Below are 20,238 nucleotides of genomic sequence, written 5' to 3'. Positions count from 1 at the left end.
TTGTCACCTGGTGGGGAGGTGGCCGAGGTGGGCGGTGATCAGCTCCCGCAGCCGGTCCGAGTCCTGCGGTGAGGCCAGACCGCGTTTGGGCAGGATCATCACGCCGGACCGCGACGCGTCAGGAGTGAGGAGAACGAATACTCGCCGGCCTTCGACGCAGCGTCCGTAGAACTGCCAGCCGGTCTCTTGCGTATGCCGCTCGGTCTCGATCCTGATGCCGGATGCGTCGACGGTCACGCGGTGTTCGCCCAGGTGCCGGGCGTAGCCCAGCAGGCCCAGAGCGGTCAGTCGGCGGACGGCCACCAACAGGATGCAGGTGATCAGGAGACATGCCCACGTGCTCGCGTTCACAGCAGCGATGCCCCGGGCCTGCACGGTGGCCGCGACGGCGAAGGCGAAGAACGCACCCAGCGGCACTGTGACGTTGGAAACCGACCAGGGGAGGCTTGCCCCAACGGGCGCGATCACCGCCGCGGGCCGTACTGTCCCGTCCGAAGCGTTCGGCTCCAGCGGGTGGACCACAGCGGACCTGACGGCGACGTGCGAGGTGCTCCGGCCGGCCGAGCTGCCGAAGCTGTCGGCTTGCCGGGGAGCGCCGTCTTCCCCTTCCCGTCGTTCGCGTCGTCGTGTTCTGGACAGGCTGCCGGCGACAAGGAAGCCCAGACCGTGAGGCTGCGGGCACATGCGCTGAGTCGCAGCTCGCGTCGCTGTCCGTAGCCCGCTCTCGAATCGGCCATCGTGTGCCCTGGGAAAGCTTGTTGGTCGGATGGCACTTGCCCTGCTCTGTGTCGCAGCGTCAGCCCGCTATGAGGCGAGATGCGGCACAGAGCTGCAAGAACCCAGGTACCACACCACAGAGCGGCATAGTGCGCGCTCCGCCACTGAGCCTCCACCCTGCGGGCACACCTTCCTCACTGACATGAACATGCGTTTCTCGCCAACGGGGCAACTGCGTGGCGGACTTGACAGAGTCTCATGATCGTCCGGTGATAAGCTCGCGTGCACATGCCACGTGAGCATTCACCTTGGCATGGCTACAGCCAGGGGGCTCTCCGGGCGGTGACGTCTGCCCACAGCCGAGGGTCCGCTTGGACAGATTTCGAGAGCTGGAATCCAGCCGCTCAATAGAGAGTCACATGACGAATTTTTGGCAGGATCCGACAGTCTGGGCGCTTGCCGTCGGCGTCGCTGTCGCCGCCACGGTAATCACTCGCCAGCGAAAAAAGATCAAGGCGCTACGTCGTCAGAAGCAGGGCCTTCAGGGTGAGCTGACCGCATCGCAGGGCAGGGCCGTCGACCTCGGGTCCACCGTCACCGAGCTGCGCAGCGGCTACGACGAGGTGGTCCGCCAGGCGAAGGAAGAGGCGGAGGAGGCCACAAACACCGTACTGAAGTCGGCTATGCGGACCCTTCAAGGCCTCGCCGCGGAGCAGCAGCGGGCCATCTCCGGGCTGCAGAAGAAGTACGGCGACTCGGCCGTGTTGCGGGACATGCTGGACATCGACCACATGAACTCGCAATTCAACCGGCGTGCGCAGTCCATTGCTGTGCTGTGCGGCGGGTGGCTCGGCCGGCAGCGGGAGGCCGCATCGGTCTATGACGTGATCCGCGGAGCGCAGGGCCGTATCCGGCACTACCAGCGTATCGAGATCGCCTCACGGGTCGATTTCGCGGTGACCAGCCGTGCCGTCGAACCGATCGCGCTGACGGTGGCCGAGCTGCTCGACAACGCGGCCAGCTATTCCGAGCCGTCCACCATGGTCGAGGTCGAGGTGCGGACGGTGCCCCGGGGCATCTGCATCGTGATCGACGACGCCGGTGTCGGCATGAGCGAGGAAGAACGGACGAACGCCACCGCTCTGCTGTCCAGCGGGTCCGCGGTGAGCGTTGCGGAGCTCGGTAACCCTCCCGCGTTCGGTTTCGCGGTGATCGGTGCCCTGTGCGCGCGGTTCGGGTTCACGGTCGCCATCGACAGCACCTCTCCCTACGGCGGCGTCCGCGCGGTGGTGATGGTGCCGAAGGAGTTGTTGACCGAGATGCCCGAGCCCAAGACGCCCACGACCACGCAAGAAGTCAATGCCGCTGCCGAGAGCCGCGATTCGGCTCCTGCGGCGGCAGAGGGCGGGCTGCCCAGGCGACGGAACAAGCGCGGCATGGCGCTCGTGCCGGACAGCGGCCGCAGATCTGATGAAGCGCCGCCGGCCAGGTCAGCAGAGGCAAGGGTGGCGGCCATGGGCGCGTTTCAGCGCGGCACTCTCAGCGGCCGAGGTGCGGGGGTACCGGCCGCCGAAGGTGATACCACTGCCGATTCACACGAAGGATTCGATGCCCCGTGAGCGACGACCTGTCCTGGATGCTTGAGGACGCGCTGCAGATTCCGCATGCTCTCCACGCGGTCCTGATTTCCGCCGACGGCCTCCAGATGTCCCGTACCGCGGAGTTCGACAGGGGCGATGCCGACAAGGTGGCCGCAGCCGTCTCCGGCCTGCAGTCGCTCAGCCGGGCCGTCAGCTTCTTCTGCGGTGAGCACGGAGCGAACTGGCGCCAGACCCTCATCGAGTTCGACGGGGGCTGGGTGTTCCTGAACGCTGCGGGCGGCGGCAGCTACCTCGCCGTGGCGGCGTCGGCCGAGGTCGACATGCAGGACATCACGTACCGGATGCAGCAGCTGGTCAGCCGACTGGGCAAGGCGATGTCGACCGGCCTTCGCGGCGACACGGTCACCTCATGACGGAACCCGCCCGTCCCGAGCCCGAGCCCGAGTTCGTGTCCGAGGCCGGAGAATTAGTCCGTCCCTACGTCATCACCCGTGGCCGTGACCTGCCCGATGAGAGCGAGTTCGCCCTCATCTCTCTCGTTACGACGGCCATCGACGAGCAGCAGCGCCCCCAACGGCTCTCGCCCGAGGAGGAACAGATCCTGGAGATGTGCTCCAGGGGCTACCTCTCGGTCGCTGAGATCGCCGCGCACTCCCAGCTGCCGCTCGGGGTGGTCAAGGCGCTGCTCAGTTCCCTCGCCGAGGGGGGCTATCTCGTGACCCGGGCGCCGGTGCCCTCGGCCCGTCCCACCAACAAGGCCCTGCTCAAGGAGGTGCTCGATGGCCTCAAGGCTCTCTCTGTCTGAGGATGCCTACGTGCCCAGCGGCGCACAGCAGACTGCAGTGAAAATCCTGGTCGTCGGGCATTTCGCCGTCGGCAAGACCACCCTGATCAGCTCACTTTCCGAGATCGCGCCGCTGTCCACCGAGGAGCGGATGACAACGCTCTCGGAGCGCGTCGACGACCTCAAAGGGGTTCAGGGAAAGACCACCACCACCGTTGCCCTGGACTTTGGCCGGCTGACGCTGAGCGAGCGCATCGTTCTGTACCTGTTCGGCTCCCCCGGACAGCAGCGCTTCGTGAGTCTCTGGGACGACACGGCCCGCGGGGCTCTGGGCGCCCTGGTCCTGGTGGACCCCGAGCGCCTGGCCGACTCCTTCGACATCATGGATCTGGTCGAGAGTTACGGCCTCGATTTCGCCGTGGCCATCAATCACTTCGACGGCAGTACGGTCCACACCCCGGAGGAAGTCCGGGAGGCACTCGACCTGCTGCCCGACACCCCCGTCGTCACCATCGACGCACGCGACGAGAAGTCGTCCGTCGACGCCCTGATCACCTTGGTCCGCTATCTGCACGAGCGCGCCGACCTGGAGCACGCATGACAACCCCCTCTGTACCTCCGCCCGGCTGCCCCGCACACGGCAGCGGGCAGCGCATACCCCTGGACAGCGCTGAGTTCGCTGCCAATCCGCACGCGTACTACCGCTACATGCGCGAGCTCGGCCCCACCGCTCCGGTCACCATCGCCCCCGGCGTGGAGGCGACGCTGGTGACCGATTACAACGCGGCTCTGGAACTGCTGCAGGATTCGACGACCTTTCGCAAGGACTCACGCCGCTGGCGTGCCCTGGCTGAGGGCTGCATCCGCCCCGACAGCCCGGTCCTGCCGCTGCTGGCCTACCGGCCGAACGCGATGTTCACCGACGGCGCCGAGCATGTGCGGCTGCGCCAGGCCATCACCGGCTCCTTCGCCCGCGTCAGCAACAAGCGGCTGAGCCGGATCGTCGGCCAGGCGGCCCAGTTCCTCATCAACCAGTTCAGCGCCCGCGGCAGCGCCGACCTGCTCCGCGACTACGCCCAGCAGCTCCCGCTGTACGTGTTCAACGAGCTGTTCGGCTGCCCGGCAGAGATCGGTGACCGGGTGCTGTTCGGCATCTCCGGCATGTTCGACGGAGTCAACGCCGAAGCGGCCAGCCAGGTTCTGCTCGGAGCGGTCAGCGAGCTGGTGGCGCTCAAGCGCGCCCAGCCCGGGGAGGACATCACGTCCTACCTGATGCAGCATCCGGCGCAGCTGAACGACGAGGAACTGGCGCACACGCTGGTGTTGCTCCTCGGTGCGGGCGGCGAGCCGGAGGGCAACCTGATCGGCAACGCCTTCTACACGATGCTGACCAACGAGGAGTTCGCGCGCCTGGGGCAGTTCGACAAGGCGGTGGACGACACTCTGTGGCGCAATGCGCCGATGTCCAACTATGCGCCCCATTACCCGGTGGTCGACACGGACGTGGCCGGCGACAAGGTGCGCGCCGGTGACCTGGTGCTGGTGTCCTTCGGCGCCGCCAACACGGCGCTCGCGGACCGCGGTGCCGACACCCGCGGTCACCTCGCCTGGAGCGCCGGCCCGCACGCCTGCCCGTCGAAGGAACCGGCCAGGCTGATCGCCCTGACGGGCCTGGAGACGCTGTTCAACGCCCTGCCCGACGTGGAACTCGCCGTCCCCGCGGACAGCCTCGCCTGGCGGCCCGGTCCCTTCAACCGGGCCCTGGCCTCCCTGCCCGTCCGGTTCAGCGCAGTCACCCCGCGCGCCGCGGCCGCACCGGAGCCGACGGCCGTGCCCCGCTACCAGGCACCCCCCGTCGCGGCCGCACCCGCGCCGGCTGCGCCGAAGCCCACCGGCAAAGCGGGGCGCTGGAGCAGCTTCACGAAGTGGCTGACGGGCCAGTAGCCCACACCCCCTGTGATGCATGTGACACAGGCAGTTGACGTAGCCTGCATGAAAGATCAACTTCCTGGGTAGGACGGCGCGGAGTGTCTGGAGTGACACAAGATGAAGGAGAGGCAGTGGACCTCGCAAGCATCTCCGCGCCCCCATCCGCGAGCGCCCGACCGGGCCAACGGCGCACCACCCCCAGCAGACGGAACCCGTGCGGGGGCGACGACCCCGACCAGCCGCAGGACCGAATACCCGCTGCTTCCGGCAGCGGATCGGCCCTCGTCTCCTCCCTTGTCGACGGAGCGCATCCCCGTACTCCCGCACCGTCCAGACGCGTTACGCGCCACGACGTGCGAGGGGCACGATGACCTCCCGCCCGGGGCCCGGCATACCGGCAGCCAGCCCCGGTGAGACGAAGCTCGGCGACCACGTACTCGGTCAACTGCGGCGCCTGGGCGCCACGGTGGGCCTGAGCGAGGCGGACACCGAGCTGTACGGACAGGTCCTGATCGCCTCCCTCGCAGGCGCCGCCCACCGGCCGCTGTCCCTGCCGCCGGCCTCGCCCACCTTCCTCTCCGATGACCACACCCCCGTCGAGTTCTCCCTCGCCAGCACTCCGGACGCCGCCCCGGCCCTGCGCGTGCTCGTGGAGCCCGGGTGGGTCCACAGCGACATGGCCGACAGCGGCCGCGCCGGGCTTGCGGCCATCCGCGCAATGGGCGCCCGCTGGGGCTTCGCCACCGACCAGCTCGACGCCCTCGCCGACCTGTTCTTCCCCGCTGCAGCCCAGGGCCCCCTGGCCCTGTGGTACGCGCTCGATCTGCGCGCCGGAGGGGTCCCAGGGGTCAAGGTCTACCTGAACCCCTCCGCCTCCGGCCCGGAAAGCGCGGCCCGCACCGTGCACGAGGCGCTGCGGCGGCTCGGCTACGGCCAGGCCTTCGAGCAACTGCCCCCGGCGGCCGGCTATCCGTTCCTCGCTCTGGACCTGGGCGCCTGGCCGTCCCCCCGCGTCAAGGTCTACGTGAGCCACCCGCGCATGTCAGCCGATGACGCCTGCGCGCTCAGCCGTACCTCCGGAGCCACAGCGGCCGACATCCGCTACTTCTTCCACGCGGCCGCGGGATCCCTCACGCCGTCCGAGCGCGGCGGAAACGGCCCCCTGCGCCTGGTGCGGCGGCCGGCGCTCACCTGCCACTCCTTCACCGGAGGCGACAGCGACCCGAGCGGCTTCACGCTCCACATTCCCGTTCGCGACTACGTGCGCGATGACGAAGAGGCCCTCGCCCGCGCCACAGCCCTGCTGACCAGGGCCGGCATGGACCCCACCGTCCTGAACCGAAGTCTGGGAGCGCTGACACAGCGAACCCTCGCCGACGGCGTGGGGCTGATCGCCTACCTGGCCCTGGTGTACGAGCGCAACCGGCCGCCCCGGCTCACCGCCTACCTGAGTTCCGAGGCCCACCGCGTCCGGCCGCCGCAGGAGCAGTACCCGCGGGGCACCTGGATGCCTGCGCAACTCACCCAGAGCGTCCTGGACCTCGGGCACCAGGCCGTCGGCCACATCAGCCCGCCCACCGCACAGAAGGAAGTCACGTGGAGCCCTACCGCATCAAGGTCGTAGAACCTCTTGCCTTCACCACCCGGGAGGAGCGCGAGGCCGCGCTGAAGCGGGTTTCCTACAACCCCTTCGATCTGCGGGCCGACGAAGTCACCATCGACCTGCTGAGCGACTCCGGGACCGGTGCCATCTCCGCAGACCAGCTCGCCGCAGGAATGCAGGGCGACGAGTCCTACGCCGGCAGCCGCTCGTTCTACCGATGGCACGAGGTCGTCTCCGAACTCACCGGCTACCCCCACATCCTGCCGGCCCACCAAGGCCGCGCGGCCGAGCGCATCCTCTTCTCCTCGCTGCTGCGGCCTGGCACGAGTGTGCTGTCCAACACGCACTTCGACACCACCCGCGCCAACGTCGAACTGACTGGCTGCACGGCGTACGACCTGCCCTGCGCCGAGGCGAAGGACCTCGACAGCGACTTTCCGTTCAAGGGCAACATCGACCTGATCGCCCTCGAACAGGCCCTGGAGAACGCGGACCAGACGCCCGTTGGGGCCGTGCTGATGACCATCACCAACAACGGTGGCGGGGGCCAGCCGGTCAGCATGGACAACCTGCACCGCACCGCCGAACTGTGCCGCCGGCACAACGTGCCGATGATCCTCGACGCGGCCCGGTTCGCGGAGAACGCGTGGCTGGTGACCCAGCGCGAACCCGGCTACGCCGACCGCACCCCGCGCCAGGTCGCCGAGGAAGCCTTCCGCCTCGCCGACGGCTGCGTCATGAGCGCGAAGAAGGACGGGATCGTCCACATTGGCGGCTTCATCGGCCTGAAGGACGCCGAACTCGCCGAGCGGTGCGGGGGTCTGCTCATCGCCACCGAAGGATTCACCACCTACGGCGGTCTGTCCGGACGCGACCTCGACATGATGGCCCGCGGCCTCCTCGAAGTGACCGAGCCGGCCTACCTCGCCGAGCGTGCCGACATAGCCGCCCATCTCGCCGCACGCATCCGCGAGGCCGGCGTCGACATCGTGGAACCCGCCGGTCTGCACGCCCTCTACGTCAACGCCGGGCGCCTCCTGCCCCACATCCCCCCGCACCAGTACCCCGGCACCGCACTCGTCTGCGAGCTCTACCTGCGCGGAGGCATCCGCTCGGCGGAGCTGGGGTCGCTGTACCTCGGTGAAGAGGACGAGCACGGCAACCCTGTCAAGACGGCGCCCTACGAACTTGTACGGCTGGCTCTTCCCCGACGGGTCTACACCCGCAGCCACTACGACCACGTTGCCGCCACCCTGGCGGATATCGCGAAGAATCCTGAATCGGTCCGTGGCTACCGGGTTACGGGCCAGTCCCCGATCCTCCGACACTTCAGCATCAAACTGGAGCCCGTGAGTCCGTCCGGCGACTGATCAGCACTCTCCGTTCGTTACGACGCGAGCCGAGCCATCAGAATCCTGAAACAGTGCAGATCTTTCGGCTGTACCGGTCCAGCGACAGTGCGGCGGCCACGGGAAGGCCCCACCCTGGTGGGCGAATTCGAGGGGTCGTTGCAACACTGCTGGTCAACTGGCCAGGTCCAGTGGCTTAGCGAGGCGCTCGGCTGGGGTTTCCCAGTCGAGCGTTTTGCGTGGGCGGCTGTTGATGTGAGCGCCTTCAGAGCACCTGAACCGCACTCCCACCACGACCGAGCGCCTCGCCCAGCCACAGTTCGCCCCCCCCGGCGTCCAGCAGGCCGTCCACCGGCTTCGAGGGCTGTGAGCCGTGAGCGAAGGGGGTGAAGTGTGCGGGTGCGTGGTCGATGGTCAGGTCGGCACGCCAGGCGGTGAGGATCTGGGCGCTGCATACGAACAGACCGTCAGGAAGTTGATCGAGTGGGTGCCACCCCCATTCGCCGACGCGCTCGTTCGGCTGAGTGGCCGGCTGCCCTCGCCAGACGTGTACGACCGCTCCGACAGTGACCGCAGAACTCCTTCGACGTGGTCGACGAGCGTGCTCAGGAGCTGCACGTCTTCGGGACGCGCGGTCAGACCGTTTTCCTCACCGAGTTCGCGGACCACCGCGGTTTCGAAGGACTCCCCGGGCTCGACGGTGCCGCCGGGAGAAGCAGGCGGGTTCGTTGATTTCTGGCTGGTGAGTCGCAGGAACCGACGTGTGAGTGGTTCACCGACAGCTATGAGTATGGCGGGTTCGCGGCCGAACGAGCTCGGGGCGAACGGCCCGTCATCGCTGCGGTGCGTCTGGCCGGTCGGCGATCTGAGTGCCGTGGTCGGAACGAGCTTGACCTTGACGCTGGGTCAACCCTCCATCCTTCCGGGAGGAGCTTCCGGGCAGTAGCCGGGAACAGCTCCGCGAAGGAGGCAGATGACCATGACAGCCCAATCGATCGCCGGTCCGGCGATTCGCGTGCAAGGTCTCAAGAAGTCGTACGGGAAGCTCGAAGTGCTGCGCGGTGTTGACTTCGAGGTGGTGCCGGGCAGCATCTTTGCCCTGCTCGGTTCCAACGGGGCGGGCAAGACCACGACCGTGAGGATCCTCGCCACGCTCCTGAAGGCCGACGCGGGGGCGGTGAGCGTCAATGGCTTCGACGTTGCCACGCAACCGGCGAACGTGCGGGAGTCCATCAGTCTCACCGGGCAGTTCGCGGCCGTCGACGAGATCCTCAGCGGGCGGGAGAACCTCGCTCTCGTCGCCAGGCTGCGCCACCTCAAGGACCCGGGCGCGATCGCGGATGACCTGCTGAGGCGCTTTTCGCTGAGCGAGGCGGGCGCGCGGAGAGTGTCCACGTATTCGGGTGGGATGCGCCGCCGGCTGGACATCGCGATGAGCCTCATCGGGAATTCGCCGGTGATTTTCCTGGACGAGCCGACGGCCGGTCTTGATCCCGAGGCGCGCATTGAGGTGTGGGAGGCGGTCAAGGAGCTCGCCGGCCATGGAACGACGGTGCTGCTGACCACGCAGTATCTGGACGAGGCCGAGCAGCTGGCCGACCGGATCGCGATCCTCCACCAGGGTCGGATCATCGTGAACGGCACCCTCGCCGAGCTCAAGCAGCTCTTCCCGCCCGCCAAGGTCGAGTACGTCGAGAAGCAGCCGTCTCTCGAAGAGATCTTCCTCGCGGTCATCGGCGGCGGCGACAAGAGCGACGTCACTGGCACGACAACTGGGGGACGAGGATGACCGCGTACTTCTTCAACGACACTGCCGCACTCACGGGGCGGACCCTGCGCCATGTGACACGCAGCATGGACACCATCATCACGACCGCCATCACACCGGTCGCCATGATGTTGATGTTCGTCTACGTGTTCGGCGGCGCCATCGATACCGGGACGGTTCCATACGTGAACTACATGCTGCCCGGCATCCTGCTCATGACCATCGCCTCAGGCATCTCCTACACCGCGTACCGGCTGTTCACCGACGTGAAGAGCGGGATCTTCGAACGGTTCCAGTCCATGCCGATCGCGCGGTCAGGTGTGCTGTGGGCCCACGTCGTCACCTCTCTGGTCGCCAACCTGATCGCGCTCGTGCTCGTCGTGGGCGTCGCTGTCCTCATGGGCTTCCGCTCGGGGGCAGGAGTGTCGGCATGGCTCGCGGTCGCCGGCATCCTGCTCCTGTTCACCCTGGCGCTGACCTGGCTCGCCGTGATCCCCGGGCTCTCTGCGTCGTCGGTCGAGGGAGCGGGCGCGTTCGCCTACCCCCTCATCTTCCTGCCGTTTGTCAGTTCGGCGTTCGTGCCCACAAAGACGATGCCCGGACCGGTGCGCTGGTTCGCCGAACATCAGCCGGTGACGTCGATCGTCAACACGATCCGAAACCTGTTCGCCCAGCAGCCGGTCGGCGACGACATCTGGACCGCCCTCGCCTGGTGCATCGGCATCCTCGTCGTGGCGTACATCTTCGCGATGGCCGCCTATCGCCGGAAGATCGCCTGAGGCAGGCTGAGACCCATGCTCACCATCAGCCAGCTTGCGGCGTACGCCGGGGTGACGGTGCGGGCCGTACGCCACTACCACCGGATCGGGTTGCTGCCGGAACCCGATCGCGACCGGTCCGGATACCGGACCTACGACGCTGCCGCGGTCGTGCGACTGATCCGGATCCGCACCCTCGCAGACGCCGGCGTGCCGCTGGCCCGGGTACAGGAACTCCTCGCCGCCGGCCCGGAGGACTTCGCCGGCGGCGTCCAGGAGATCGACAAGACCCTGCGCGTCGAGATCCGGCGTCTGCAGAACACCCGCAGCCGACTCGCCAGGCTCGCCGCCGGAGAGCACCTGGCGCTCCCGCAGAGCGTCGTGGACTACCTCGACCGGCTGCGCGGTCTCGGCGTTGAGGAGCGGTACATCGAGATGGAGCGGGACGCCTGGATCATGATCGCCGCCCAGGTGCCAGACTCGATCGACTCCGTGATCACCAGGAAGCACGAGGAGCTGGACGACCCCGACACGGTCAAGCTCTACAGCCTTCTCAGCGGGGCACTCGACTGGCCGGCCAACGATCCGCGGATCGTCGAGGTCGCCGACATCATGGAGCGCTTGATGGTTCGCGCTGTGGAGGCCGGCCATGTGGGTGCCGACGACGGCATCGACGACCAGTTCGTCGACCTGCTGGACTCAACCGCGGCCAACTCCTCACCGGTCGCCGAGCGGCTGTTGGAGATCCTGGAGGAGCGGGGCTGGAGGGGCTGGACCCGCATCGAGCGAGTGCCTGCCGACAGACTCAACACGGAGCTGCCGTCATTGTGAAAGCAGGTCAGGGTCCTGGAGTGACGCTATTCGGGGGTGCACCTGTTTCCCGGGGGCGGTCGTCTGCCTCAGTGAGGAACAGGGCCGGCGCGGTGAGGGTGGGCAGCGTGGATGTACTTCATGGCGGTGGTGATGGAGATCCCGAAGACACGGGCGGGGACGGATGCCGGCAAGGCCGCGCATCACTGCACGGTGATCAACACGGACGGGACGAAGGTGCTCTCGCGCCGGGTGCCCAACAACGAACCTGAGCTCTTGGAGCTGTTGGGCGACGTCCTCGCCCTGGCGGAGGACGGCCCGGTGACCTGGGCTGTCGACCTGAACGCCGGCGGGGGCGCTCTGCTGATCGCTCTCCTGACCAGCCATGGCCGGCGGCTCCTCTACATTCCTGGCCGAACCGTCCATCACGCCTCCCGCGGCTATCGCGGGGACGGAAAGACGGATGCGAAGGACGCCTATGTCATCGCCGACCAGGCACGGATGCGCCGGGACCTGCAGCCGCTGCAGGAGTGGGACGAGATCGCGGTGGACCTGAAGATCCTCACCGCCCACCGCTACGACCTCGCCGCAGACCGCACCCGCGCCGTCAACCGGATGCGAGCCCAGCTCCTGGAGTACTTCCCTGCCCTTGAACGGGCCTTCGACTACGCCGCCTCGAAAGCCGCACTCGTCCTCCTGACCGGCTACCAAACTCCAGCCGGCCTGCGGCGGGTCGGCACGAGCCGACTCGTGACCTGGCTGAAGAACCGCAAAGTGCGTGGCGCCCAAGCCATGGCGGATGCGGCCGTCGCCGCGGCCCAGGCCCAGCACACCGCCGTGACCGGGGAGAGCACTGCCGCGGCGGTGGTCACCGCCCTGGCCAGGGCGGTGCTGGCTCTGGACGACGAGATCGCTGACGTCGACGCGCAGATCGCGGTCCGTTTCCGTGAGCACCGCCACGCGGAAGTCGTCCTCAGCATGCCCGGCATGGGCCCGTTGCTGGGGGCGGAGTTCATCGCCTGCACCGGCGGAGACATGGACGCCTTCGGCAGCGCGGGCCGGCTCGCCGGCGTCGCCGGTCTCGCACCGGTCCCTCGGGACTCCGGTCGCATCAGCGGCAACATGCGCCGGCCACACCGCTACCACCGCCGACTCCTGCGCATCTTCTACCTCTCCGCCCAGATCGCCGTCCGCTTCTGCCCCACGTCCAAGAGCTTCTACGATCGCAAGCGAGCCGAGGGCAAGAGCCACAAGCAGGCGATCCTCGCCCTCGCCCGCCGCCGTCTCGGCGTCCTGTGGGCCCTCATCCGCGACCAGCGAACCTTCGACGTCCTACCACCTCAGCACGGTCTCGCCGTGGGCTGATCCCTGTTGGCTGGAACGGCGCGTGCTTGCTGCCGCGATGTCTCTCAATTCCTGATGAGACGCTCGTAGGGGTGGCCCTCCGGGGTGAAGACGAGGACGAAGTTCTCACCCATCCGAACAGCCACCTCCCGCAAGCGGGCCAAGACTTCTGCCTGGGCCGGCAGGTCGAGGCCCAGGGCTGCCGCGGCACGGTCTCTCCTGGCCGCGAGATCCGGCATGTCCTCCAGGTACTCGGCCGCGAGCTCGCGACTCTCCTCGTCCGTGAACGCTTGGCAGTCGCGCCACCAAGGCGCGACGAGCAGCAGCCGCAGGAGCTCGGGACTGCCGATCGCAACCAGAGCCGCACCTCCTTCGGAGTCGGCATAGAGGATGGGACGTTCCTCGCCACCTTCACCGCAGAAGAAGTACGTGCCCCCGGCGCCGTCGCCGGCGAAACCTTCGAGTGCGGCCCCCGAAGCGAGGTGGACTTCTTCGACATGGTCGCCTCGGTCCAGGTCAAAGTCACCCGGCCAAGCGAGAAAACGGGCAGCTTCGTCCTGCTCACGGACGGCAGCGATCAGCGATTCCATGGGCCGCACCTTACGGCTCACTGGGTTGACAAGAATCATGGGGAATCAGTCACAGATCCTGTGAATGAGCCCGGTAGTTGGCCTTGACGGACAACTGCGATACACAAACGCGGGCAGGTGCCCGCGAGGCATGGTCGAGGGCTGCCGGCCGCTCGTCGTTCAGGGAGGTGGAGCCCATGGGTCGTCATGCGGTTCGGGCTCCCCGGGGCGGAGCATTCGGCGGACGCAGCGCAGAAGTCCCGGTTCGCCGCATCCGGCGACGGTCATCCAGGGCAGGGCGTCCATGGCACGGGCGCATTCGTCGGTGGCGAGGATGCCGACGATGGCGTGCGGGTCGTCCGGGGCGGGTTCATCGGTGAGACAGAGCCAACCGATCGCGGCGGCCAAGCGGACTTCGGGGGCCTGCATCCCGTCCTGCCACCGCTCGCGGATCCACACAGTGATCGGTGCGTGCGGGTGAGCATGGGTCGTCTCCGCGGTAGCGAGGATCAGGGCGGCGCGGACCATGGGATCGTGCTCCGTGGTGAGCCGGGTGGCGAAGGCGGTTCGGACCGTGTGGTCGGGGTCGGCGGCGGTGGCGTACGCGGCGGCAATGCGGATGGCGGGGTCGGAGTCGTCAAGGAGGGGCAGAGGCGCAGGGCCTTCGGTCGTGATCGCGGCTCGGGCAGCGGCCACCGACCAGCCTGCCGGGCAGCCGGTCACCTCGACGCCGCGGGGGCGTCCGAGGGCGTGGTCGTCAGACTCTGACGGTCGTCGTTGCTGGTGATCAGCGTTTGACGCGGTTGCGGACGGCGAGGACCGCCAGGCCGAGGAGGATGGGCTCAGTGACGCGTGAGGCCATCTCGATGTAGGTGCCGGCGGTGGTGAGGTCCTGGCCGGAGGAGCGGAACACCACTGAGTTGAGGGTGATGTTCAGGGCCTTCTCGAATCGCTCGCCGGTGAACCTGTCCTTGGTGGGGTTTTGAGGGTGGTCCTTGTCGATCTCGAAGGTGACCGTGCCTCCGCCCGGCGGGAGCTTGCCGGTCGCTGCCTGCTTCGGCTCGTTCTGGGGAAGCCCGAAGCCCATGAGCAGCACGATGGTGGTGAGCATGGCCGCGGCGAGCCAGCCCAGGGCGCGGGAGGCGCGCAGGCCGTAGCCGGACAGGAGCCAGTAGCCGTGCAGGAGACCCCGTTCGGTGCGGGCGCTGCTGGTCTGGTCGTGGCGGCGCATCTCCATTTCGCCGTAGTAGAAGTCGGCTGCTCCGGGCTCGTTTTTGCTGTCCTCGTACGATTTGCGCAGCGCCCGGTAGACGGGTGCGAGCTGGGCCGGTCCTGCGTGGCTGGCGTTGAAGACTGCCCTGTTCCACCCGGGGACTGCTGCTGGCTGTCTGGCGCGCCAGTGGTGTTCTTCTGCGAGGGTGTGGCGCTGGGTGAACCGCACCGGGTGCCAGTGCCGCCAGCTTGTGTGGGCGGGGACCTTGTCGAAGGTGCAGGTGCCCTCCAGCCGTAGTTGGTCCAGGTGCACGGTCCCTGTGAAGAGGCATTGCGACAGGTCGACGTCGGCGAGGACCAGGTGGGCCGCGTCTACCCCGCGCATCGAGGCCATCCGCACCGTGGCATCGGGCGAGCCTGCAAGAGCCTGCTCTGCCATCGGCTGTCCGTTGTTGAGAGCGAGAGGGCTTGCTTCCGCGGTGATCGTGAGGGGGTACTCGAAAACCGCCTGGGCGAAGTCCACGGTGGCGTAGCGCAGCCGCAGCTCGGCCGTCGCGGACCAGCGGGTCCGTCGGCACTCCAATCGGCGCGCGGAGATCAGAAGGGTCACCGGACCGCCGAAGACAGCCCCGGACAGTTGTAGTCGTCCGGCGCACTCCAACGGCCCGAAGCTGGCCGTCTGCTTGAATGCCGTCGAGTGGAACCTGGCGTTGCCCGCAATGGTCGCCATCCCGAACTCGGTGTCGCGTTCGAAGGTCGCTTTCCCGAACCAGGCGTCGCCCGTGAAGGTCGCTTCCCTGAACTCGGCGCTGCCCGTGAATCTCGTCTCCGCGAACCAGGCATTGCCTGTGAAGGTCGCCTTCCCGAACCAGGCTCTGCCTGTGAAGGTGGTTTCGCTGAACCCGGCGTAGCCAGCGAAGGTCGCCTCCCTGAACCTCGCGACGCCCGTGACGGTCGCCTTGTCGAACCAGGCTTCGCCTGTGAAGGTCGTCCAATCGAAGCTGGTGTCGCCCGTGAAGGTCGCTTCCTGGAACTAGGTGTCGCCCGTGAAGGTCGCTTCTCTGAACCCGGCGTAGCCCGCGAAGATCGCCGACTCGAAGTTGGTGTCGCCCGTGAAAGTAGCCGACTCGAACCTGGCGTTGCCGAAGGTGGGGCGTCCGGATTCGGAGTCGCGGACAGTTGCGAGGAGATCACAGGAGGGGCTCGGTGAAGGTGGTGCCGCGGTGATCGATGTCGCTGCCGGGGACCAGGCCGGAGAGATAGGTGTCGCGGTCGGGGTCGGCCAGGTGGGCGAGACAGGCGGTGTGGCCGGGGACGTGGATGCCGCGGCAGCCGACAGAGTCGTCGGGGGTGGGGTTGTGGGCGCAGTGCGTCCAGGCAGGCGGAGTTGGGGAAGTGACGGGGCTCGGGTGCGGCATACCCGGAGGACGGTGGGCACGGCTGGATGGTTGCGTGGCCGGGTACGGTGACGGCGAAGGGCCCGTACCAGTGACTCCGGGCCCTTCGTGTGCGGCGGGGCGGTCGGGCGACCGAGGAGACGTTGTCGGCGTACTTGCGAATGTGCTCAACGAAGTACAGATAAACGTGCTCAGTTGGAGCTCGCCCATGTCGGCGTTCAGTACACGTACGTCGGCTGCCAACCATCCTGGGGCTCGACTGACCTTGTCTCTGACTTCCTGGAGGAAGCTGCCGCCTGAGCTGGCCTTCAGGCCAGCAGGCCCGGTCGAAATTCCGGGCGCGGGCGTTGACCGCGCCCATAGAGTCCTGCCTTGATGAAGAGACGAGTGCAGTTCACCGAGCAGGTTGCGCGGTTCCGTGACTACATGCCGACAGAAGATCGAGAAACGTTCCTGCGTCTGGTCGGCAGGATCGCAGCCGAGCCAGAGGGCGCTGGCAGCCATCTCGCCTATACGACCGATACAGTCACCCGCTCGGTCTGGGAGGACCACGTCATGGTCCATTACGTCGTAACGAGCTTCTACGTGGTCTTCATCGAACTCGACATCTACGACGCGTCGCGTGGCTTCAACGAGGTGTAGTCGGCCACGAGACTGCACCGATCGGCGCAGTCTCGTGGGTCGGGTGCCGCCGGGCGAGGCACTGGCCTCAGCACATCACCAGCTGAGCACGTTCACCCGTACACAGTTGGGTACGTTCACGTGTACGCGGACAAGACATAGGTGCAGGCATCCCCGTCGGCGCCCAAGCCGCCGCGAAATCCCGGTTCAGGGGTGTGCAGAAGCGGGATGATCTGCTCTTGGATCTCCGCTCGATCGAAGGCCGGCCGGCCAAGGAGTGACTGCCGGTACCGCTGGCCGGTCCGCTCGTCACCAGGCCCGCGGACTACTCGGGCACCGTGACGCTGAGCCTGGCCAAGGTGTCCATGGATCGGAGCGTCCGCCCAGGCCCGCTACTTCGAAACGAAGGGCGGCAAGCGCACCAAGACCGGTCAGATCCTGGAGCGGGTGGCAACCGACGCGGGAGGGGGACTGGCAGGAGTGGTCCGGGTGCGGTTGCACTTGGAACACTCCTCTCAGTCCTCCCGGGATGCTCCGCCGGAGTCGAGGACGGTGGCGGTGAAGGCCGCCAGCTGCGCGCGCATCGTTTCGCGCGGCACCCGCTCCTGTCCGGCCAGGTGCTCGACGAGGTCGGCTCGGGTGGCGGCGAGCAGGGCGTGGGCAGTGAAGCTGCTGTCGGCCGGGGCGGGGGCCTGCTCGAGTATGGACCGGAGCAGGCCGTGCCACCACCCGTAGTGCTCGGCCAGGTACGGGCTGCCGGTCCCGCTCTCCTCCAGGGCCAGCGCGAGGCGGCGGTTGTCGAGTTTGAAGCACAGGATGGCGTCGAGCAGGGCGGGTAGGCGCTGCTGCGGTGGGGCGGTGGAGCCCAGAGGTGGCGGGCCGGCCTCGACGGCCTGTCTGACCGGTTCGAGCCGGGCCTCGTACAGCGCGCGCAGCAGACCGGGTCGGTCGCCGAAGGCCCGGAAGAGCGTGCCTTTGCCGACGCCGGCCGCTGTGGCGATGTCGGCCATCGTGATGTCCTCGGGACTCTCGCCGCGGGCGAAGAGGGCGTCGGCGGCGGCGAGGACGGCCTCCCTGTTGCGCGCGGCGTCCTTGCGGGGCTTGCGCTCGGTCATGGTGCTCCTCCAGTTGCAAAACGGACCGGTGGTCCGTATTGTCTAAAGCGGACCCAGGGTCCGCATTCTATGAGATGGAGCAACCCCATGACCGCACCGACGGCTCCGACCTCACCGGCGGAGGTCTACCACCACAGCCTGCGGCTGCTGCTGGACAAGAACATTCCCGGATGGATCTCCCTGTGGGCCGAGGACGGCTCCATGGAGTTCCCCTTCGCCCCTGAGGGCTGGCCCAGGCGCCTGGAGAACAGGGAAGCCATCGCCGCGTACATGCGGCACTACCCCGACCACATCGATCTGCACGACTTCCCCGAGCTGCGGATCCACCAGACCACCGATCCGGAGGTCATCGTGGTGGAGATGCGAGGCGTCGGCCGCCTGGTGGAGACCGACAGCCCCTTCGACATGACCTACATCGCCGTCGTGACGGTCCGGGACGGCTACATCACCTCCTACCGCGACTACTGGAACCCCCTCGCCGTCACCGCACCCGGCACCGACTTCAACCGGAGCAGCCGATGATCACCGCCACGGAAACCACGCTGGTCACCGGCGCGACCGGCAACACCGGCAGCCGTATCGCCGCGCAGCTCACCGCGGCCGGCTACAGCGTCAGAGCCGCGAGCCGGCACTCCGCCCCGGTCCCCGGCGCGGAGTCGGTCCCCTTTGACTGGTACGCCCCCCAGACCCACGCCGCCGCCCTCGACGGAGCCGACCGCGTCTACCTTCTGCCGCCCGTGGGCGACCCCGACCCGGCTGCGGTCATGCTGCCCTTCCTCCGGCAGGCCCGCACCTCCGGCGTGCGACGCGCGGTGCTCCTCAGCGCCTCGGCCGTCCCCCAGGGCGGCCCGGCAGTGGGGAAGGTGCACCAGGAACTGCCCGGTCTGTTCGACCACTGGGCGGTGCTGCGACCCTCCTGGTTCATGCAGAACTTCACCGGCGCACACCCGCACGCCGTGAGCATCCGGAAAGAGGGCGCGATCTGGACCGCGGCAGGGAGCGGCCGGGTGGGCTTCGTCGACGCCGAGGACATCGCGGCCGTCGCCGTCCACGCCCTGACCGGCCCGCAGGCCCCCAACGCCGATCTCGTCCTCACCGGACCGGAAGCGCTCAGCTACGACGACGTCTCCGCCATCCTCGCTCAGTTCACCGGCCGCCCCGTGGAACACCGCAGGCTGTCCTACGAGCAGATGCGCGACCGCCTCTCCGCGCAGATGCCCTTGGAGTTCGCCTCGATGCTGGCCGGCATGGACCGTGCCATCGCCGACGGAGCCGAGGACCGGGTCACCGACACCGTCCAGCGCCTCACCGGCCGGCCCGCACGCACCTTCCGCACGGTCCTGGAAAGGGAGATGCGATCCAGCGACTGACACTCCACATCGACGTCGCTCTCACTGCGTCTCTGGCGAACCGCAATGTATTCGCGCGATTCGTCCGAGACAACCACATCATGCTGCCGCCGAGCGGACGTGCGACATGCCCCCCAAGCCACCTTTCCGAGTTGCTCGATCAGATCGAGCATGGGGAAGTGGCTGTTGAGAAGCGCCTCACCGCCCAGGGTGCCGGTCACGTAGGCGTAGCGACCGTCACAGCGAAGCGGAGACGCTGTTGAATCTCGGCGCCGCCTTGCTGGAGGTGCGGACGTTCGAGAAGGCCATCGCTGCCAGCACGCCGGCCGCCGACATTCTTCGTGAGACCGGCGACCAGCACGGCGAAGGGCAGGCGCTGAACGACCTTGGGGGCGCCCTGCGGGAGGCGGGGAGGCTTAGGCCCTGTCGTCAAATGTCGCGTCCGCCCGACGCGCCTTTGCACAATCAGTCCAGACCGTTCGGATTGGCCCTGCCCTTACGGTGGCATCGTGTGCTGGAATTGCTCTGCCGCTGTTGCCGGGCCCTGACCCCGTGCGACGGCTCCCGGCGCTACTGTCCCGGGCCATGTACACGCCGAACGGACCGATCTCTGTGGCAGAACTGCTCGGCTTCATCGCCGCATCCCTGGTCATCATCGTCGTGCCCGGACCTGATCTGACCTTGCTGCTGGCAAACACAGCCCGGTCCGGGCGGCGCGCGGGCCGTGCGACCGCTGCCGGAATCATGCTGGGACACGCCGTACTGGCATCGGCAGCGGTGGCTGGACTGACGGCTCTGCTGGCCGCCTCACAGGTCGGCTACACCATTCTCCGTGTCGCCGGCGCCCTTTACCTCGTCTATCTCGGCGCCCAGTCCCTGGCAGATTTCGTGCGCCTGCGCCGCAGTGCCGCCGCAGATACTCCAGCTTCCCGCGCCGCCGAGACCGCCCCAGCGGCTGCGGGACGTATCGTACGCATCGCCTTCCGGAAGGGCCTGATCAGTAATCTGCTCAACCCCAAGGTGGCAGTCTTCTACCTGGCCCTCTTCCCACAGTTCATCCTGCCCGGCCTGGGAACCACGGCCTCGCACAGTGTTCTGGCCGGAGTCTTCTGGCTCATGTGCCTGATGTGGTTCGCGCTGGTTCTCCTGCTCCTCGCCCGAGTCGAGGTCCTGTTGCGCCGCCGTAGTGTCCGGCGCGGACTGGCCGGAGCGTCGGGCGTGGGACTGGTCGGTCTGGGGGCGGCCATGGCTCTGCGAGGCTGACGGAGAGACCGATCGGCAGAGCGCATGACCGCACGAGGCCGAGCCGCCA

The 20,238-nt window shown here is 67.8% G+C and carries 19 protein-coding genes and 2 pseudogenes; 15 read left to right on the top strand and 6 right to left on the bottom strand.

The genetic code is table 11. The annotated features are described in order from the left end of the window. Positions 1-3 precede the first annotated feature (3 nt). Complete coding sequence (locus OG521_07495) at positions 4-417, bottom strand: YcxB family protein (protein ID WUW20641.1); 414 nt, start codon at positions 415-417, stop codon at positions 4-6. Between the two features lie 719 nt (positions 418-1,136). On the opposite strand from OG521_07495, the gene OG521_07490 reads away from it, so the two are divergent. From OG521_07490 to OG521_07460, 7 genes are all read left to right on the top strand, one after another. Then, entirely contained in the window at positions 1,137-2,336 is a 1,200-nt protein-coding gene (locus OG521_07490) for an ATP-binding protein (GenBank protein ID WUW20640.1), read from the top strand. Further along, on the top strand, positions 2,333-2,731 hold the full coding sequence (locus OG521_07485; GenBank protein WUW20639.1) for a roadblock/LC7 domain-containing protein: 399 nt from the start codon (positions 2,333-2,335) through the stop codon (positions 2,729-2,731). The genes OG521_07490 and OG521_07485 overlap by 4 nt, the downstream gene beginning before the upstream one ends. After that, the gene (locus OG521_07480; protein WUW20638.1) at positions 2,728-3,123 is read left to right on the top strand and encodes a DUF742 domain-containing protein; all 396 of its coding nucleotides are present in this window, start codon (positions 2,728-2,730) and stop codon (positions 3,121-3,123) included. The genes OG521_07485 and OG521_07480 overlap by 4 nt, the downstream gene beginning before the upstream one ends. Beyond that, positions 3,098-3,703, top strand: a complete 606-nt coding sequence (locus tag OG521_07475; GenBank protein WUW20637.1) for an ATP/GTP-binding protein — start codon at positions 3,098-3,100, stop codon at positions 3,701-3,703. The genes OG521_07480 and OG521_07475 overlap by 26 nt, the downstream gene beginning before the upstream one ends. After that, on the top strand, positions 3,700-5,046 hold the full coding sequence (locus OG521_07470; protein ID WUW20636.1) for a cytochrome P450: 1,347 nt from the start codon (positions 3,700-3,702) through the stop codon (positions 5,044-5,046). The genes OG521_07475 and OG521_07470 overlap by 4 nt, the downstream gene beginning before the upstream one ends. 352 nt (positions 5,047-5,398) lie before the next feature. Continuing rightward, positions 5,399-6,655, top strand: a complete 1,257-nt coding sequence (locus OG521_07465) for a prenyltransferase (GenBank protein WUW20635.1) — start codon at positions 5,399-5,401, stop codon at positions 6,653-6,655. Continuing rightward, positions 6,628-8,004, top strand: coding sequence for a tryptophanase (locus OG521_07460; protein ID WUW20634.1), 1,377 nt, complete (start codon positions 6,628-6,630; stop codon positions 8,002-8,004). The genes OG521_07465 and OG521_07460 overlap by 28 nt, the downstream gene beginning before the upstream one ends. A gap of 244 nt (positions 8,005-8,248) precedes the next feature. On the opposite strand, the pseudogene OG521_07455 reads toward OG521_07460, so the two are convergent. Continuing rightward, positions 8,249-8,694, bottom strand: a pseudogene (locus OG521_07455) (NUDIX domain-containing protein). A gap of 268 nt (positions 8,695-8,962) precedes the next feature. Between OG521_07455 and OG521_07450 the strand changes: the two are divergent. The 4 genes from OG521_07450 (at position 8,963) to OG521_07435 (ending at position 12,684) form a co-directional block, all read left to right on the top strand. After that, positions 8,963-9,772 carry an ATP-binding cassette domain-containing protein gene (locus tag OG521_07450; protein ID WUW26602.1) on the top strand — a complete coding sequence of 270 codons (810 nt, stop codon included), beginning with the start codon at positions 8,963-8,965 and terminating at the stop codon, positions 9,770-9,772. Next, positions 9,769-10,530, top strand: a complete 762-nt coding sequence (locus OG521_07445) for an ABC transporter permease (protein ID WUW20633.1) — start codon at positions 9,769-9,771, stop codon at positions 10,528-10,530. The genes OG521_07450 and OG521_07445 overlap by 4 nt, the downstream gene beginning before the upstream one ends. Positions 10,531-10,545: 15 nt before the next feature. After that, positions 10,546-11,340, top strand: coding sequence for a MerR family transcriptional regulator (locus tag OG521_07440; protein ID WUW20632.1), 795 nt, complete (start codon positions 10,546-10,548; stop codon positions 11,338-11,340). 132 nt (positions 11,341-11,472) lie between these two features. Then, on the top strand, positions 11,473-12,684 hold the full coding sequence (locus OG521_07435) for an IS110 family transposase (GenBank protein ID WUW26601.1): 1,212 nt from the start codon (positions 11,473-11,475) through the stop codon (positions 12,682-12,684). Positions 12,685-12,728: 44 nt separating this feature from the next. Here the strand turns inward: OG521_07435 and OG521_07430 are convergent, their stop codons facing one another. From OG521_07430 to OG521_07420, 3 genes and pseudogenes are all read right to left on the bottom strand, one after another. Beyond that, positions 12,729-13,253 carry a hypothetical protein gene (locus tag OG521_07430; protein WUW20631.1) on the bottom strand — a complete coding sequence of 175 codons (525 nt, stop codon included), beginning with the start codon at positions 13,251-13,253 and terminating at the stop codon, positions 12,729-12,731. A 159-nt stretch (positions 13,254-13,412) separates the two neighbouring features. Continuing rightward, positions 13,413-13,928 (bottom strand): hypothetical protein, encoded by a 516-nt coding sequence (locus tag OG521_07425; GenBank protein WUW20630.1) that lies wholly within the window; start codon positions 13,926-13,928, stop codon positions 13,413-13,415. Positions 13,929-14,019: 91 nt separating this feature from the next. Further along, positions 14,020-15,862 (bottom strand): annotated as a pseudogene (locus OG521_07420) (pentapeptide repeat-containing protein). Between the two features lie 366 nt (positions 15,863-16,228). Between OG521_07420 and OG521_07415 the strand changes: the two are divergent. Continuing rightward, positions 16,229-16,483, top strand: coding sequence for a hypothetical protein (locus OG521_07415; GenBank protein ID WUW20629.1), 255 nt, complete (start codon positions 16,229-16,231; stop codon positions 16,481-16,483). 494 nt (positions 16,484-16,977) lie between these two features. Here OG521_07415 and OG521_07410 read toward each other — a convergent pair whose 3' ends face one another. Next, positions 16,978-17,577, bottom strand: coding sequence for a TetR/AcrR family transcriptional regulator (locus OG521_07410; protein ID WUW20628.1), 600 nt, complete (start codon positions 17,575-17,577; stop codon positions 16,978-16,980). An 87-nt stretch (positions 17,578-17,664) separates the two neighbouring features. On the opposite strand from OG521_07410, the gene OG521_07405 reads away from it, so the two are divergent. The 3 genes from OG521_07405 to OG521_07395 all read left to right on the top strand — a co-directional run bounded on the left by OG521_07405 (position 17,665) and on the right by OG521_07395 (position 20,189). Beyond that, positions 17,665-18,099: a nuclear transport factor 2 family protein gene (locus OG521_07405; protein ID WUW20627.1), complete on the top strand. Its 435-nt coding sequence runs from the start codon at positions 17,665-17,667 to the stop codon at positions 18,097-18,099. After that, complete coding sequence (locus OG521_07400) at positions 18,099-18,947, top strand: NAD(P)H-binding protein (protein ID WUW26600.1); 849 nt, start codon at positions 18,099-18,101, stop codon at positions 18,945-18,947. Before OG521_07405 ends, OG521_07400 begins: the two co-directional genes overlap by 1 nt. 564 nt (positions 18,948-19,511) lie before the next feature. Continuing rightward, positions 19,512-20,189, top strand: coding sequence for a LysE family translocator (locus OG521_07395; protein WUW20626.1), 678 nt, complete (start codon positions 19,512-19,514; stop codon positions 20,187-20,189). The last annotated feature ends 49 nt before the right edge of the window (positions 20,190-20,238 follow it).

Origin of the sequence: Streptomyces sp. NBC_01463 (assembly GCA_036227345.1) — a bacterium.
In the GTDB taxonomy this organism is placed as follows: Bacteria; Actinomycetota; Actinomycetes; order Streptomycetales; family Streptomycetaceae; genus Streptomyces.
The sequence above is the reverse complement of the archived record's forward strand: the minus strand, read 5'-3'. Positions and strand labels throughout refer to the sequence as shown.

Excerpts from the sequence above, each read along its gene's own strand:
- OG521_07490 (WUW20640.1), top strand. The coding sequence starts at position 1,137 with ATGACGAATTTTTGGCAGGATCCGACAGTCTGGGCGCTTGCCGTCGGC.
- OG521_07480 (WUW20638.1), top strand. The coding sequence starts at position 2,728 with ATGACGGAACCCGCCCGTCCCGAGCCCGAGCCCGAGTTCGTGTCCGAG.
- OG521_07475 (WUW20637.1), top strand. The coding sequence starts at position 3,098 with ATGGCCTCAAGGCTCTCTCTGTCTGAGGATGCCTACGTGCCCAGCGGC.
- OG521_07470 (WUW20636.1), top strand. The coding sequence starts at position 3,700 with ATGACAACCCCCTCTGTACCTCCGCCCGGCTGCCCCGCACACGGCAGC.
- OG521_07465 (WUW20635.1), top strand. The coding sequence starts at position 5,399 with ATGACCTCCCGCCCGGGGCCCGGCATACCGGCAGCCAGCCCCGGTGAG.
- OG521_07450 (WUW26602.1), top strand. The coding sequence starts at position 8,963 with ATGACAGCCCAATCGATCGCCGGTCCGGCGATTCGCGTGCAAGGTCTC.
- OG521_07445 (WUW20633.1), top strand. The coding sequence starts at position 9,769 with ATGACCGCGTACTTCTTCAACGACACTGCCGCACTCACGGGGCGGACC.
- OG521_07440 (WUW20632.1), top strand. The coding sequence starts at position 10,546 with ATGCTCACCATCAGCCAGCTTGCGGCGTACGCCGGGGTGACGGTGCGG.
- OG521_07435 (WUW26601.1), top strand. The coding sequence starts at position 11,473 with ATGGAGATCCCGAAGACACGGGCGGGGACGGATGCCGGCAAGGCCGCG.
- OG521_07430 (WUW20631.1), bottom strand. The coding sequence starts at position 13,253 with ATGGAATCGCTGATCGCTGCCGTCCGTGAGCAGGACGAAGCTGCCCGT.
- OG521_07410 (WUW20628.1), bottom strand. The coding sequence starts at position 17,577 with ATGACCGAGCGCAAGCCCCGCAAGGACGCCGCGCGCAACAGGGAGGCC.
- OG521_07405 (WUW20627.1), top strand. The coding sequence starts at position 17,665 with ATGACCGCACCGACGGCTCCGACCTCACCGGCGGAGGTCTACCACCAC.
- OG521_07395 (WUW20626.1), top strand. The coding sequence starts at position 19,512 with ATGTACACGCCGAACGGACCGATCTCTGTGGCAGAACTGCTCGGCTTC.